General features: G+C 51.1%; 14 protein-coding genes. 11 read left to right on the top strand and 3 right to left on the bottom strand.

All coding sequences use genetic code 11. The features are described 5' to 3' along the window. Positions 1 to 88: 88 nt before the first annotated feature. Complete coding sequence (locus F1728_RS18900) at positions 89 to 901, bottom strand: DUF255 domain-containing protein (protein WP_155365394.1); 813 nt, start codon at positions 899 to 901, stop codon at positions 89 to 91. A 592-nt stretch (positions 902 to 1,493) separates the two neighbouring features. On the opposite strand from F1728_RS18900, the gene F1728_RS18895 reads away from it, so the two are divergent. The 10 genes from F1728_RS18895 (at position 1,494) to F1728_RS18850 (ending at position 10,795) form a co-directional block, all read left to right on the top strand. Next, positions 1,494 to 2,021 (top strand): hypothetical protein, encoded by a 528-nt coding sequence (locus F1728_RS18895; protein ID WP_145043977.1) that lies wholly within the window; start codon positions 1,494 to 1,496, stop codon positions 2,019 to 2,021. A 125-nt stretch (positions 2,022 to 2,146) separates the two neighbouring features. Next, entirely contained in the window at positions 2,147 to 3,070 is a 924-nt protein-coding gene (bufB, locus tag F1728_RS18890) for an MNIO family bufferin maturase (protein ID WP_155365393.1), read from the top strand. Beyond that, positions 3,067 to 3,948 (top strand): HvfC/BufC N-terminal domain-containing protein, encoded by an 882-nt coding sequence (locus F1728_RS18885; protein WP_155365392.1) that lies wholly within the window; start codon positions 3,067 to 3,069, stop codon positions 3,946 to 3,948. Before bufB ends, F1728_RS18885 begins: the two co-directional genes overlap by 4 nt. A gap of 353 nt (positions 3,949 to 4,301) precedes the next feature. Then, on the top strand, positions 4,302 to 5,039 hold the full coding sequence (locus tag F1728_RS18880) for a peptidoglycan recognition protein family protein (RefSeq protein ID WP_228030238.1): 738 nt from the start codon (positions 4,302 to 4,304) through the stop codon (positions 5,037 to 5,039). Positions 5,040 to 5,101: 62 nt separating this feature from the next. After that, positions 5,102 to 5,872, top strand: a complete 771-nt coding sequence (locus F1728_RS18875; RefSeq protein WP_155365391.1) for an alpha/beta hydrolase — start codon at positions 5,102 to 5,104, stop codon at positions 5,870 to 5,872. Positions 5,873 to 6,085: 213 nt separating this feature from the next. Beyond that, positions 6,086 to 6,388 (top strand): hypothetical protein, encoded by a 303-nt coding sequence (locus F1728_RS18870; RefSeq protein WP_155367427.1) that lies wholly within the window; start codon positions 6,086 to 6,088, stop codon positions 6,386 to 6,388. Between the two features lie 259 nt (positions 6,389 to 6,647). Then, entirely contained in the window at positions 6,648 to 7,394 is a 747-nt protein-coding gene (gene recO, locus F1728_RS18865; RefSeq protein WP_155365390.1) for a DNA repair protein RecO, read from the top strand. 31 nt (positions 7,395 to 7,425) lie between these two features. After that, on the top strand, positions 7,426 to 8,898 hold the full coding sequence (gene bamD / locus F1728_RS18860; protein WP_155365389.1) for an outer membrane protein assembly factor BamD: 1,473 nt from the start codon (positions 7,426 to 7,428) through the stop codon (positions 8,896 to 8,898). A gap of 45 nt (positions 8,899 to 8,943) precedes the next feature. Next, on the top strand, positions 8,944 to 9,465 hold the full coding sequence (gene lptE / locus F1728_RS18855; protein ID WP_145043990.1) for an LPS assembly lipoprotein LptE: 522 nt from the start codon (positions 8,944 to 8,946) through the stop codon (positions 9,463 to 9,465). A gap of 187 nt (positions 9,466 to 9,652) precedes the next feature. Continuing rightward, positions 9,653 to 10,795, top strand: a complete 1,143-nt coding sequence (locus tag F1728_RS18850; protein WP_155365388.1) for a PASTA domain-containing protein — start codon at positions 9,653 to 9,655, stop codon at positions 10,793 to 10,795. Between the two features lie 60 nt (positions 10,796 to 10,855). On the opposite strand, the gene smpB is transcribed toward F1728_RS18850, so the two are convergent. Both smpB and F1728_RS18840 read right to left on the bottom strand, forming a co-directional pair. Beyond that, the gene (gene smpB / locus F1728_RS18845; protein ID WP_145043994.1) at positions 10,856 to 11,350 is read right to left on the bottom strand and encodes an SsrA-binding protein SmpB; all 495 of its coding nucleotides are present in this window, start codon (positions 11,348 to 11,350) and stop codon (positions 10,856 to 10,858) included. A gap of 159 nt (positions 11,351 to 11,509) precedes the next feature. Continuing rightward, positions 11,510 to 12,259, bottom strand: a complete 750-nt coding sequence (locus tag F1728_RS18840) for an FHIPEP family type III secretion protein (protein ID WP_145043996.1) — start codon at positions 12,257 to 12,259, stop codon at positions 11,510 to 11,512. A 453-nt stretch (positions 12,260 to 12,712) separates the two neighbouring features. On the opposite strand from F1728_RS18840, the gene F1728_RS18835 reads away from it, so the two are divergent. Beyond that, positions 12,713 to 15,994, top strand: coding sequence for a PSD1 and planctomycete cytochrome C domain-containing protein (locus F1728_RS18835; protein ID WP_228030236.1), 3,282 nt, complete (start codon positions 12,713 to 12,715; stop codon positions 15,992 to 15,994). Positions 15,995 to 15,997 lie beyond the last annotated feature (3 nt).

Below are 15,997 nucleotides of genomic sequence, written 5' to 3'. Positions count from 1 at the left end.
ATACATTGATTATTGGCAACACCTGGCAGCGTCTGTTCTTCCTCTCTCTTCCAACCTGAGTTGAAGAAAGCTGTCAGGTGTTTTTTAATTACCGTGCCAGGTAATAAGAGGGATTTGATGTAAAGCGTTCCCGCTCTGCATCACTGGAGAAGAACACCAGACGTTCCCGATAGACGCCCCCTGCGTAGGGATCACCTTCGACAGATTGATTTCGTTCCAGTTTCGATACACGACACTGGCCATCGAAAGCCGGCCAGTATTCCATCGGGTTCGCATCAAACCTCTGTTTATGTTCACGCGAAGCAAAGCAAATCTTACGTCCCTTGAATTCTGAAGTGAACTTCGCATTCCCTTCCCGCAGCTCCTGATCGTCGAGCATGCTGACCAGACAGACCCGTTTGAAAGCAAACTCGGGAGTCACTTCCTTCTGGCTCATTTTCTTGATTTCGGCTGTCTGGGTTTTCGCAGGAGCAGCCTGCTCATGATTTACCAGGCAGATTTTCTGCAGGTGTCCCGACATTTCGCGGGCAGCCACATAACCTGACAGCTTTTTGACCACCTTCAGCTCGGGAGAAATAATGACCGTTGTAGGCAGACCGGCGACACCGATGGCTTCTACGAATTCCGGATTTTCATCTGCATCCACGCGAAGAGGGATGAAGCAGGAATTGATGTGCTTAATTACCTTCTGATCTTTGAAGGTTTCCTTATCCATTTTATGACAGTAGCCACACCAGCTGGCTCCAATCTGAATGAACATCGATTTTTCCTGAGCACGGGCCTGCAGGGCAGCCTGCTTCAGGTTGGTTTGCCAGCTGATTTCATCCGCTCTTAAGGCGGGAGTGAAAGACTGAAGAAAAACAAAACTTAATGTCAGAACGAGTAAGTTCCTGGCGCGCATAACAATCCCTTATGATAGTAGCCCAAAAATTCCTGCACGCTTTACATATCGGACAGATTTGATGATTCGTTCAGTTTGCAGGATTATTCTGGATCAGATTTTTGTAATTGATTTGAGGTTTAGAACGATTCGTAAGCTCAGATAAACACTGAGGATAACGCAGGGGATTTATCTCCCCCAGTTTCACAGTGCGACAGCTTTTGCAGGGTAGGTTGTGTCGGTAGTTTTTTCAGAGTTGTCAACATACTTCATACGTAAAGTATTGAAATTTTATTGGATAATTTTGTCATAAATCCGTCTGTGATGAAGATCGTCTTTCTGTGCGCCAGGGACTGTAAAGCAGCTTACAAAAGCAGTTCCAGCAGGCAGGCCTTGCCTGTGACTTGAATACTCAAACTCTGAAATTCATGGAGTTTACAGCGCAGACTTTGAGAGCAGGAGAAGGGGGATTTTTCTTTGAATTCCCGTATCCGCAGTTTAAATTCAGAGTCAAATGTGAGATAACTCACAGAACAATTGAGGAGCGGGTTTTAGTCTTAACTCCTTGTCTGAAATTTCATTCTTTCCTGCGATAGAAACGTTGAGGTATTCCATGAAACGCCCTGATCTCAATCGACGTGATTTTAATCGAATGACACTCGCCGCCTTTGGTGGGATGGTCGCTGGCTCAATGACGGGCTGCCAGCCAAAGTCAGAACCAGCCCCTCAGACGCCAGAAGCCGGTAGCTCGACTTCGGAGGGACACGATGATCACGACCACGATCATGCCGATGATGCAGGAGCAGCAAAGGGAAATAAAGATGTCAGCCTGCTGATGAAAGAGCCACACGTCTGTCGTGGACTGAATACCTGCAAAGGAACTAACGCAGGCATCAAAAATGACTGTGCTGGCCTGGGTGCCTGTGCTTCTGTCGCCGAGCATGCCTGCTCTGGTCAGAATGAGTGCAAAGGCCAGGGTGGCTGTGGCACCAACCCCGGTATGAATTCCTGTAAAGGAAAAGGGGGCTGTCATATTCCGCTGATGGAAGGTGCCTGGAAACTGGCCCGCGCTGAATTCGAAAAAGCGATGGAAAAAGCCGGCAAGAAAGTCGGTCCCGCTCCAGAGCCTAAAAAAGAGTAATCTCTCATAAAGTAGAATCGCCAGGCTCCTCATCCAGCACATTGGATCAGGGGCCTGTTTTTTGAGCCAGATCACCACACTGTAAACACAACAGCACTCGGGAAATCGCTCAGAGGGAAAGACGAATGACAGAGCAGCGTCTTGGACATGAAAACCTCGGACTGGGAGTCGGTCTGCGAACCGTTCACTTCTCACACATTCTTGAACATCAGCCGCAAGTCGACTGGTTCGAAATCATTTCCGAAAACTTCATGGATTCGCAGGGACGCCCCCGCCACGTTCTGGAGCAGATCGCAGAACGCTACCCGATCGTTATGCACGGGGTCTCCCTCTCAATCGGCAGCACTGATCCCCTCAATCGGGACTATCTCCATAAACTGAAAAAACTGGCCGACTCAGTTAACGCCCGCTGGATTTCAGACCATGTCTGCTGGACGGGAGTGGCAGGTCGGAACACCCACGACCTGCTGCCGATTCCCTATACTGAAGCGACGCTGACACATATCGTCGAACGAATTCGTACTGTTCAGGAGATTCTTGAACGGCCCCTGATTCTCGAAAATCCGAGCAGTTATCTTGAGTTTCAGGATTCGACCATGAGTGAGTGTGAATTTATCTGTCGCATGGCGGAAGAAGCCGATTGTGGACTGCTGCTGGATGTCAATAACGTCTATGTTTCGAGCGTGAATCATGAATTTGATCCCGTCGCTTACGTAGAGTCAATTCCGGCAGAACGCGTCGTGCAGTGTCACCTGGCGGGCCACACGAACTGTGGCACGCATCTGATTGATACCCACAACGGCCATGTGGTCAATCCGGTCTGGAACCTGTTTCAATTGCTACATCAGCGTACGGGAGGCGTGGCAACACTGCTGGAATGGGACGCCGACATTCCGCCTTTCCCGACCGTGCATGCGGAAGTCTTAAAAGCTCGACAATACATGGATGAAAATCTGGTCATTCCAGCTCAGGATCCCCCGGAAAGCGGGTCTATCCACTCTGAGGCAATCCCGCATCCGGCTGCATTTATCGCGGCGGAATTCGAATGAGTCAGCAACCTCGCCATCTGGATCAGATTCAGCGCTGGATGCAGGCTGTAATTACCTGGCCGGGAGAAATCCAGGACGGAATTGCTTCAGAAGATGCGCAGTCTGCGATCCCTCTGAATCCTGATGAACTCGAAACTGTGATTACCCGCTCCAGTCAATTGACCAGTCAGGAACGAATCGGAATCTATGCCAACGCCTATTACGCCCGGTTACTGGAATGCCTGAGTGAGGAATACCCGGCACTGATCGCTGTTCTGGGAGAGACCGCGTTTGGGGCTTTCTGCATGCAATATCTGCAGTCATGCCCCTCAACCAGTTATACCCTGGGGGATTTGGGCGCCCAGTTCCCTGAATTCCTGTCAGAAAACAGACCGGCTCGGGAACAGACAGACGAACCGGACTGGACCGATTTCCTCGTGGAAGTCGCAACGCTGGAGCGACTTTACAGCGAAGTCTTTGATGGACCGGGCATCGAACAGACACCTCTGTTGACACCGGAAAAACTGAACTCCCTCTCTCCCGAAGAGTGGCCTGAACTGAAACTGCAGTTAGCGCCCTGCTTCCGACTGTGCCGGTTCCACTATCCTGCGCACGAATTCATCACCAGTGTCCGGAAGGCAGAAGAACCAGCCATTCCGGCCCCCCAGACCACCTGGCTGGCGATCACCCGCCGCAACTTTATTGTCCGACGCGAGAGCATTTCCGAGCCTGAATACTTACTGCTTTCACAATTGCAGGAGGGAGTGAGAATCGGAGAAGCGATCGCCGTGCTGGTAGAAGCAAAACTGCTGGATCCGGAAGATCTCGTCGCTCATCTGCACGAGTGGTTTCGCCACTGGACTGCCGCGGCCTTCATCATTGGATTTACAACTGAGTAAGCGGAGCAACTGCTGATCCTAGAGCGGATTTCCGGGACTTGAGACGAAATCAAGCGAATTCAATTTTTGCTTCAAAATCGCGCCTGTTGAAAAGAATGGACAATTTAGATAGTCTAGCAAAAGAATTACTGCTCAAAATCAAGGGAATACCGGCTCCGCAGGCAGATACAAATCAACAAATCAGGATGTATTGTCGCCTGACAGGTCGCCGCCTCAAAGCACCCGCGTGCCCCGCATTGACACAAAAACGGCTCGGAATTACAGTCCCGACTTATAAAAATTACACACGGAATATTCTTTAGCTTATTTTCAAGAAAATAATCAGCAGCGGGGCTGTCAGGGAGGGCAGCAATATGAAGGGCATCATCATGTGTTGTGTTGCAATGTTGCCAGCCTTTGAAATCGCGGGATGTACGCAACGGAACTCCCTGCCTCCTGTAACTATTAATTCCCCTGCTCCCATGCCAGCCCCTCAATACCCGGCTCAAGCAGCAAAGCCAGCTCCTACCGGGCCCCTGTTCACCACGCCTCCGACGATTGCAATCGAACCGTCCAACCCCTGGAAACCTGAATCAGAGGTGCGTGACTGGGAATATATTGTGATTCACCACACTGCGTCGTCTTCAGGCAGTGTCGAAAGCATTCACGAACTGCACAGCAAGAAAAAGGATAAATCCGGTAATTCCTGGCTGGGAATCGGTTATCACTTCGTGATTGGCAATGGCAATGGTATGCCTGACGGAGAGATCGAATCCACCTTCCGCTGGCGTGAGCAGATGCATGGAGCCCATGCGGGAAATAATGCCTACAACCAGAAAGGGATCGGGATCTGTCTGGTTGGAAATTTTGAAAATGAACCTCCCACAGACGCACAAATGGCTGCTGTGAAGAAGCTCGTGGGAGTACTCAAAGCGGAATACAATATCTCCAGCCAGAACGTACAGGGACACCGCGATGTGAAAGCGACCGCCTGCCCGGGGAAATACTTCCCCATGAGCGAAGTCGCCTCCGCCGTTGACCTGCCTGTGCTCGGATCAACGTCCCCACCTGATCCCACGAAAAAACCTGAGATCGAACTGGCTCAGGAATAGCCTACCAGACAACCCCACATTTAAGACTACCCCCTGATTAACTCACTGAAAGCAAAATGAAAATGGATTATTCTCAACGTCTTAAATGGATTGAACATGTTTTACAGACAGAGAGCAGAGGGATAGACCGTCTCAATTCTTCAGGCAGCAACTCGGAACCGACCTCGGAGACAGACACCACTCTGAATCTGCCCCTGAAGCATATTTCTCTGTTCCGCCCGGAACATTACCAGGCCGGTTACGCTTATCCGCTCGTGATCTGGTTGCATCCTGATTGTGGCTCTGAACACGACCTGCATACGGTAATGCCTGAAATCAGTACCCGGAATTATCTGGGACTTTCTTTCCGGGCTCCAGCCATCGATCCCAAAGCACCACAGAATGGCTATCGCTGGCCCGACAGCCAGCTGTTTATCGAGTTGTTTCTCAGTCAGGTAGAACAGACGGTAGAAGAATTGAAAAAGGTATTCCACATCCATCCCGACCGGATTTATCTGGCAGGGAAGGGCACCGGTTGTTCAATTGCCACCCGCCTGCTGCTGCAGTCAGAGAACCTGTTTGCGGGAGCCGCTCTTCTGGAGGGACATTTCAGCAAGCATGATTTCCAGTATCAAGAAACCGGTAATCTCGCAGGGAAACGGATTCTTCTGGATCCGCACCACACTCAGCAGCCGCTGTCCACACAGCGACTGATGCGACTCTGGAAAACCAGAGGCGCGGACGTGCAACTCCCACATCCGTCTCAGCATTCAGTACAAAACCAGGGACGCGAACTCCTGCGGGCCCTCGATTACTGGATCATGGAAGGAATTTCTACTGCGAAGCTGGCCTGAGTCAGGTTCTCTGCCGCAGTTGATTACGCCCGTACAGTTTCAATTACGACGATTAATCGGTTTATGCCGAAGTTTCCTGTCGTAATGCGTCCGGTCTGGCCGATGAATTAACTGGAACCCGGTACCGACACTGGAGTCCGACTGCTGAAATTTACGGGCAGCCCTGTGTGGACTGTTCGCTTTATTCTACCGACCGGCAAGGAGAGAACTATGATGGTGCGGCGTCTCATGCTCGCAGGGTTGTTCCTGTTTGTGGTTGGGTTGGCCACGTCTTTTTCCCCTGCTGATGCACAGGCAGCCGGACGCGGACAACCAACCGACTGGAAACGATTCTACTATTACCCCTATGTCTATTATCCCCAGAACTTCCAGCGACCTCAGGGGAGCTATGACAATCTCTATTACCGCTATCCGGAAAATATGAGAATCCCGGTTTACAACAAAGACTGGCACAACTTCTACCCCAGTGAACGTCCTTACCATAAAGGCAATCACTTCTATCTGGACGTCTTTTAAAAGACTCCCTGCGTGACTCTCTACAGCACGCCCCGTGATCTGAACACCAAAGCCTGCGAAGTATTTCGCAGGCTTTTTTAATTCCCCTCTGAGAACTGAATTTCCCGTCAGTTCCACTTTCCACAATCGATGCTGACATTCTAAAATTACCCCAGAATGAATCCTGGCTCAGGAATCACAGTTTCACTTTCCCCAGGCGGTAGACCTCCTCTGACCAGCCCTCCGATCCCAATTCAAAGCGCCCGGCAGTTACAGCTTTATGTCAAACGAAAAAACGGAAGGTATCATCATTCGACTGGCCGACTTCAGCGAGTCGAGCAAAGTAGTTACCTGGTTTACGCGGGACTTTGGGAAAACTGCGTGTCTGGCGAAAGGTGCCAAGCGGCTGAAAAGCTCATTTGAGGCTGCTATTGACTTACTTGCCACATGTCGGATAGTCTTCATCCGAAAATCTTCCGGCGGGCTCGATATTCTCACCGAAGCCCAGCTCGTGAATCGTTTTCGACCTTATCCTGGAAACCTGTCTCACCTGTATGTGGGGTATTACATCGCAGAACTGCTGGATGCTCTGACTGAGGAGTACGATCCTCACCCTGAGTTGTACGACGCAGTCCGCGAAACAATACAGCACCTGCAGGAACACGACGATTTCCAGAAACCTTTGATTAAATTTGAATTAACCATATTAGAGGAGATCGGTCAGCTTCCTCAGTTCGAATACTGTGCCGGCTGTAACGGCGAACTGGGGCCTGCTGAAGCGTATCTCTACGATGCCCATAATGGCGGAGTGTATTGCCGGGATTGTGAACAGCAGAGACACGGAAATGTGCGTGTCTCGCGGGGAACCATCTCGGTACTGCAGAAACTGTCAACTGAAAAAACGGTACTGTCCCAGCGACTGAACCTGTCCCTTCAACAACAACGCGAGATTCGACACCTGCTGTCAACTACCATGTCCCATATCCTGGGGCGTCGCCCCAAAATGGCGTCCTACCTCAAACTGTAATCAATTCATTTTCCTCAGGTGGAAGTCACGGATGACCATGTCCACTTATGATCGACTTAATAAAACTTCACGCGTATTCCGCACTGTAGTTCAGGCTCTGATTCTCAGCGTCTGTGTCAGTGCCACGGGCTGCGCCATGTTCAGCGACCGTTCGACCGGATTATCCGCATGGAAACCACCCTGGTCTAAGAAAAGCGTGACCGACGATCCCACAATCGACAACGTACGCGGCCCCATGCAGCGCGTACTGCAGACAGCGATGTGGAAAAAAGAACGGGACTCCAACTTCATCAAACCTGGTGTTGGTGCAACTGAATACAAAAAAGCCCAGGAATTGTTTGACGCCAAGAATTACAAAGAGGCTGAAAAAGAATTCAAGGCAATCGTCAAGAAATTCAAAAACGATCCCATTCGAGAAGACGCTCAGTTCATGATCGCCGAGTGTCAGTTTGCCCGGAAGCGCTATTCCTGGGCACAGGACAGCTACGATCAGTTGCTGGTGGATTTCCCCTCTACACGCCACCTAGACCAGACGACCAAGCGGATGTTTACCATCGCACGCCACTGGTTGCAGGATCCCTCGATCATTTCCGGCAGTGAAGTCCAGCAGGTTAACCTGGAGGAACCGGGGTCGGACTCCCCCGAACTGCCCGATGATGGTAAGAAACGCAGTAGCCGTTGGGCATTGGTGCCAAACCTGTTTGACCGCAGTCGCCCTGTGTTTGATACCGAAAACCGTGCTCTCGAAGCCCTCAAGTCTATCTGGCTGCATGACCCTACCGGTCCTCTGGCCGATGACGCTCTCATGCTGACTGCCAGTCACTACCTGCAGAAGGGGCGTTACATGGATGCAGACCGGACATTCGGCCTGTTGCGTGAAGAATATCCAAAAAGCCCCCACCTGAAGGATGCCTTCATGTTGGGAACGCACGTGAAACTGATGTCTTATCAGGGGCCCCGCTACGATGCCACCGTGCTCGACGATGCTGGAAACCTGAAAGAGACTACACTGCGGATGTTCCCCAACGCCGACAAACAACGGCTGAAGACGGAACTCCAGAAAATCGAATACGCAAAAGCGAAGCGTGAGTGGGAGACCGTTCAATACTGGATGCGTCGCAGCAAACCCAAGTCCGCTGCAGTGTACTGTAACCTGCTGATCGAACATTATCCCACGTCTCCCTTTGCCAATCAGGCCCGCGATCTGCTGGCCGAACTGGGACGCGATAATACGAATCATCTCTGGGCCAATTACGCGGTACCGGGGAAAAAGTCAGCTGAAAAAGAACCAGAACCATCTCGCTTCTCACTTCCGGGCATTCCCGGTTTTGGCAGCGACGAACCCAAGGCGGTTCCCACCCCGTCCAAAGCACCTGCTGAGCAGGCACCCGCTGAGGATACGGGACTTGAACCACCGGCCCGTTTGAGACTGGATGGACTGGACGAACCGATTAGAAGAATTCCGTCAGACGGAGAACCGGAACCGGCACGGATCCAACTGTAAACCTCTCTGCCTGGCAGAATTGTGTCACCCTGTATGACTTAGTTTATGAAACGTTTTGTGGTCAACCTGTTCGTGCTGCTGGTGCTGTCAGTCAACCTGCCAGGCTGCGGCTACACCGTCGGCAATTCGTATCAGCCCGATGTACAGACAGTGTATGTACCTATTTTTGAAAATCAGACTCTGCGTCGTGGATATGAGTACCAGTTAACCGAGGCCGTGCAGCGTAAGATTCAGTCACGAACTCCCTTCCGACTGGCCAAAGGCGTGGAAGCAGATACCCGGCTTACCGGGACCATCAGGAAAATCAATAAATCAGTATTGGGAACCACTCAAAATGACGATCCTCGTAATCTGAATCTGGAGTTTGTCGTGGATGTCACCTGGGAAGATATGCGAAGTGGCCAAATCCTGTCACAACAGCAGGTTCCCATTACAGCCGATGTCGTCAACCTGGTTTCCCAGGCTTCGTTTGCACCGGAAGTCGGGCAATCCCTGGCGACAGCGACCCAGAGAGTCACCGATGAGCTGGCCAATCAGATTGTTCAACTTATGGAAGCCCCCTGGTAAATTTGTTCCACAAACACACGTGGTCAGGATCTCTCTATCCTGATAAAATCCCACACCATTTCAGAAACCCAACAATTAAAACCATCCCCACCTTTCAGATGAACCTGTCTACTACACAAGTACGGATTGCGAAATCTCATCGGGCCTCAAGCCAGACCTGCAATTCAGGGAAGGATTTGGATATCAAATGAAGTCAAAACCTGTCTTACACCAAAGTGCTCTCACGTTATTCTCCTGGGCGATGCTGACACTGCTTGTGACCGCGTCTCTTGAAGCGCAGGTCGATCAGCGAAAACCACGCCCCGACCCGGCCGACGCAGTAATGCAGGTCCAGGAACTCCCCAAAGCGTTAGAAGACATTCTGGCGAAGTGGGAAAAGGAATCAGGCAAAATCAATAAACTGGAAGGCGAACATGTTCGCATCTGGTATGACGATGTTTTCTGTGTCGAAAAACGCTCCGAGGGAAAATTCTATTACGAGAAACCAGATAAAGGCCGGATCGATATTACCGGCATGAAAATTGGTAAGAATGCCAAGCCGGGTAAAGTGAATCCCAAAACAGGAAAACCCTTCATATTACAACCTGGCGAAAATGAGAAATGGATCTGTGACGGACATCGGATCTTCAAAATTGATGAAGATGAAAAAGCGTACGAAGTCTTTCCGATCCCCCTGGAGCGTCGTGGTGCCAATATCATGGAAGGCCCCCTGCCGTTCCTGTTCGGGATGCCTGCAAAAACTGCTAAGCAACGGTATTATTTAAAACTGATAGATAACTCACCACAACAAATTGTCATCGCCGTCAAACCACGTCGGCGGGCAGATGCGGCAAATTACCAGGAAGCCAAAGTCCTGTTGGATCCAAATACGTATCTGCCGCGAGCTGTGCAGTTAATTCACCCAGGCGGGAATCAGTCCACTGTTTACAGTTTCCAAAAAGTGGAAGCGAACAAAGCCAGAGGCATCATCGCTACAGTATTCGGAAACAGTCCATTTACCCCGGACCTGGAAGGCTATCAGCTCCAGGGTAAAGTGGTCGCTCAAGCCGATGGCGGTCAGGAGCTACAACCTGCTCCGCAGCAACAGATCGCTCCTATTCAGCATGCTACTTTTAAAGTACCGAATATGGTCGGACATGACTTTAAATCCGCCAGAAAAGTACTGGAAGATATGGGCCTGAAACCTCAGTTTCACCGAGGCGATCCTGCAGGACAACCCAAACTGATCTACCAGGTTTATCAGCAGGTTCCTGTACCAGGTTCTGCAGCTCAGAAGGGCCAGACGATTCATCTGAAACTCTACGTCGATCCGAGTAAAGCACAAAACTGAGCCGGGTAAGAACATAAATAACTCGTAGAAAAGCCCTGGGGAAACCACCCCGGGGCTTTTTTAGTTATTGCGGGCGCGCATCGCACGTTGAATATCCATGCGAGCGGAATCTTTCTTGAGCTTCTCTCGCTTGTCGTGCAGTTTACGCCCCTTGGCGATTCCCAGCTTCACCTTCACCAGGCCACGGGTGAAATAAACGGTCAATGGAATCAGCGTCAGACTTGAGTTCTCAGACCGCTCAGCAAATTTGCGGATCTCGGCTTTCTTCATCAGCAGCTTCCGGGGACGCCGGGTCTGATGATTCATTGTGTTCGCCTGCGGATACAGCGCGATATCACAGTTAAAGAGCCAGACTTCCCCATCCTGCACGCGGGCAAACGCCTCTTCGATGGAGATTTTGTTCGCGCGGATGCTTTTGACTTCGCTCCCCGCCAGCATGATCCCGCAATCGAGTGTATCCAGAATCTCGTAATTGTGGCGGGCCTTACGATTCTGGCAGACGGTACGCGAATTGGGATCTTCTTTCGAAGCTTTCTTCTTTCCCTTTTTACCCATTGCCAGAATCTCCTGAAGTCACCCGGATAATCGGGCGAACGATGCTTACTCTAAAGACGTACATATTAACCGAGAATGAACTGATTTCAATCAGCTTGAAATCACACGCGCGTCTGGTATCGACACACAAACGTGTGATCTGGTTCAGCAGCAAATGACTTAATTGCTGTCCGGTCGCAGCTGAACCTGCAGGGCCCCCAACATCCGGGTAATCTGCTTTTCCTTTTTAGAAATGAAGGGAACATTATCCAGCACAATGGCCCGTGGCTCATTCCGAGGATGCAGTACCAGTCGACCGGAACGCAGCAGGAGATATTCAAAGATATCGCTGATTTCCTTGTCAATCTTCAGGTTAGGAGCCGAGAATCGTTCGAGGTCGCTCAAGAATCCATGATGATGCAGCAGTTCATTACCACGAACTTCCCAATAGTCAAAGCGAACATAGATGCCCACGCAGATGAAGATCAGCCCCAGAATCCCAGAGAACATCCAGTACATCTGAGAATTGGCCCAGGGACGCAGACTTTTCAGGAAATTCGACAGTGCGGGGACAATTTCCGGGTTAAACCGCAGGATCATCCAGGCCCCCATAAACAGAGCCACGCCGAGGAAGAACAGAGTCAACGACGTGGTGCGGGGAAAGTCAAACGCCAGTACTGTCAGATTAAAGCCAAAGACACCCAGAAAGATCAAGGCCATGACTTCAGCCGTATGTTCCGATTTACCGCCTACATACGCTGATTCCCCAGCAAAGGTCATAAAAATCGCAGCAGCGATTGAGACGATCAGGGTTGGATAGAGAAACACAATCTTGGGGTAGGAAATCAGATAGATACGGTCGGGGACATCATCTTTGTGCTGCCCGGCTCCCGGTTTCAGTTCCTCACCCATCGTGGAATCATCGGCCATGATCGAATTCCTTATCATTATTCACTGGTGCTGGAGTCTGACACAGAAAAGCAGACCCCGTTATTGATCGAATTGACTTCCTTGAGCACAACGCATGTTGAGCCGCCAGGGATCACTAAAACCTGCAAACAGAACCCGATTTGAGCACTGTCTCGGTGGAAATGTGTTGTATTCCCGGCAATTCAGAATCGTTAGTGTTCCGCAATAGTAGACGTGCTGAATGCGGACTGCAAGGCTGTTTAGGGACTGATACTTAGGACCTGCTACCTCTATTCCCACCTGGCTGAGTTGTCGCTAGATGGGAAAGGGCCACTGTGTTTGCCGATTATCACTGCGACTGGCTCTATTTTGTATAAAATATACAAAGAAAAATATATATAATATATAAAAATCAAAAGTAAGGACTTACTCACCTCCCGATTCCTTGGTACATATTAATGTATGAAAATACGATTGCCTGAACCTGTTCGTGTCGTTTCAGTTCTGGGATTTTTAACCCTGATCACTGTCTCAACGCCTGCTTTACAGGCTGCGGAGAAAGTTGACTACCTGAAACAGATCAAACCACTGCTGACCGAAAAATGCTATGCCTGCCACAGTGCGCTGAAGCAGGAAGCCGAGTTGCGCGTCGAAACCCGCGAGCTGATGCTCAACGGCGGTGACAGCGGAGCGGCCCTCGTTCCCGGCAAACCAGATGACAGCCTGCTGCTCTACCGGATCATGGCAGAGGGAGACGAACAGATGCCTCCGCCCGAGGAAGGTGCACGTCTCTCAACTAAGCAGATCGAACTCATCAAAACCTGGATTGAGCAGGGGGCAGAGTCGCCGGTCGAGACCATACCCGGACGTCCGGAAGACCACTGGGCCTTCCAGCCTCCCGTCAAATCTAAACTACCTGCAGGAAATCATTCGAATCCGATTGATGCCCTCCTGGGGGCAAAACAACAGACTCAGAATCTGACCCCGGTCGCTCCGGTTTCCAGGCGAATTTTACTCAGACGTGTCTATCTGGATCTGATCGGCCTGCCACCTTCACCGGAAGAGATCGCTCAATTCATAAACGACACCGATCCCAAAGCCTATGAAAAAGCCGTCGATCGCCTGCTGGCCAGTCCCCAATACGGAGAGCGCTGGGGCAGACACTGGATGGATATCTGGCGCTATACTGACTGGTACGGTCTGGGAAAACAGTTACGTTACAGCCAAAAGCATATCTGGCACTGGCGGGACTGGATAATTGAATCACTGAATAACGACAGCAGTTACGCCGAGATGGTGCAGGACATGCTGGCGGCAGACGAACTCAAGCCGACCGATCACGATGCACTGCGGGCGACCGGCTTCCTCGCACGGCACTATTACCTGTTTAACCGCACGACCTGGCTGGACAGCACCCTCGAACATACATCGAAAGCGTTTCTGGGACTAACCATGAACTGCGCCAAGTGTCATGATCACAAGTATGACCCTCTGACGCATCACGACTATTACCAGATGCGGGCCATCTTCGAACCATATCAGGTCCGCCTGGATCCCGTTCCGGGAGTCACCGATCTGGAACAAGACGGGCTCCCGCGGATCTTCGATGCACACAATGATGCCAAGACCTACGTGCATGTCCGGGGTAACGAAAAAGATCCGGACGAAAGTCAGGCCATGCCGCCTGCAACACCGGAGATTTTCACGTTCCGAGAATATAAGCCTGCACCGGTCTCTCTCCCCGCGACCGCACATCATCCTGCCCTGCAGGAATTTGTTATCAAAGACCAGTTAAAAGCCGCTGACGCGAAAATCGCTGCAGCACAGAGCAGTCATCAGAAAGCGGAACAGCAACTGGCGGAACTGGAAAAGACAGCCCGGTCTCAGGTTGCTCAAACAAAATCACCTGTTCCCTCCCAACCCTTTCTGATCGACGATTTTGCAAAAGCCAATACGGAACTCTGGGAACTCGGTCCCGGACAATGGGCCTATCAGGATGGTAAACTGATCCAGACAAAAACCGGTTACGGTCGCGCTTACCTGCGATCCAGGACGACTCACCCGGAGGACTTCCAAGCCACATTCAAATTTAAAACTACGGGTGGTGATAAATGGCGGTCAGTTGGTCTCGCATTCGATGTTAATGGAGATCGTGAAAAGATGATCTACCTGAGTGCGGTCCAGCCCGGTTCCAAGCTACAGGTCAGCTATAAAGAAGATGCGAAGTCCATCTATCCTTCTGATGGTCGCCACGCCTGCGAAGTCAACCTGAATGAGAACTATGAGCTGGAGATCAAAGTTCGCGATCAGCTGGTCAATATCGCCCTCAATGGCGAACATGCAATCGCTTATACGCTACCAATGGCACGGGAAGCCGGGAAAATCGATCTGCTGGCATTCGATGCTGCCGCGGAATTCGATTCTGTCAAGATTATCCCCCTGCCAGCTGATGCAGAAATGATTCAAGGTAAACAACCAGCCAAACCGAGCCTGGAAGTCGCGCAGGCCAGGACCAGAACCTCAGCAGCGGCCCTGCAGTCGGCAAAACTTTATAAAGCCTCTCTAAAGGCTGCATTCGCCGCAGACAAAGCCGCATATTCTGATCTCTCCGAAGAGAAACAGACCGAATTGAAACGCGCTGCCGCTCTGGCGGCCCGTCAGTATGAGCTGGCTCAGGCAGAAGAGAAACTGGTTCAGCTGCAGGAAAAACGGCAAGCGACCACTAAGGCTGCAGATCAGAAAAAACTGGACAAAGAGATTCAGACCGCCGACAGCAAACTGCAGGCAGCCCGGAAAGCGATTGAGGAACCAGGTGAGAAATACACGCGGGTTCGTGCTTCGCGTAAGGCTCTGGAAGGACCAGCTGAAACGGAAGCTTCCCGTTCACTGCCTTACCCCACAACCAGCACTGGCCGACGCACTGCCTTCGCCCGCTGGGTCACTGATCGCCAGAATCCACTGACTGCCCGCGTGGCCGTCAACCACATCTGGTTGAGGCACTTCGGTCAGCCACTGGTAGAAGATGTAACCGACTTCGGCCTGCGTTCCAAACAGCCGCTACATCAGGATCTGCTGGACTGGCTGGCAGTCGATTTCATGGAACACAACTGGAGCATGAAACACCTGCATCGCCTGATGGTCACTTCACATACTTATCAACTCAGCAGTTCGACCCGCGATGCCGACCCAGAGACACTCAAATCCGATTCAGCCAATGCGTATTACTGGCGTCGGAATACTGTCCGCATGGAATCGGAAGTCATCCGTGACAGCCTGCTCTCCCTGGCCGGAGAACTGGATCTGACGCTGGGTGGCCCGACTATTGATCCCAATAAAAATACAGACAGCAAACGCCGCAGCCTGTACTTCACTTACTCTCGTGACTCCCAGGAAAAATTCCTGAGTATGTTTGATGCTGCTGACATCTTTGCCTGTTATCGTCGCCAGGAAAGCGTTGTTCCCCAGCAGGCACTGGCTCTGGCAAACAGTAAAGTTTCCCTGCAGATGGCACGTAAAATCACAGCTCGATTACGAAAACAGGCTCCCGAAGCCAATGACGAGGAATTCGTCAAGCAAGCCTATGAACTGATTCTGTGTGTCGAACCGACGGCCGAGGCCCAGTCACTCTGTCTACAGGCACTGGGGGAAATGCAATCCGTGCTCAAGACTTCCGGGCAGAAAGAGCCGCTCTGGCGCTCCCGCGAAAACCTGGTTCACGCCTTACTCAATCATAATGATTTCATCACCATTCGCTGAAGG

The sequence above is a fragment of the Gimesia benthica genome, from assembly GCF_009720525.1.
Classification (GTDB): Bacteria; Planctomycetota; Planctomycetia; order Planctomycetales; family Planctomycetaceae; genus Gimesia; species Gimesia benthica.
This window is presented reverse-complemented; position numbering and strand designations above follow the sequence as displayed.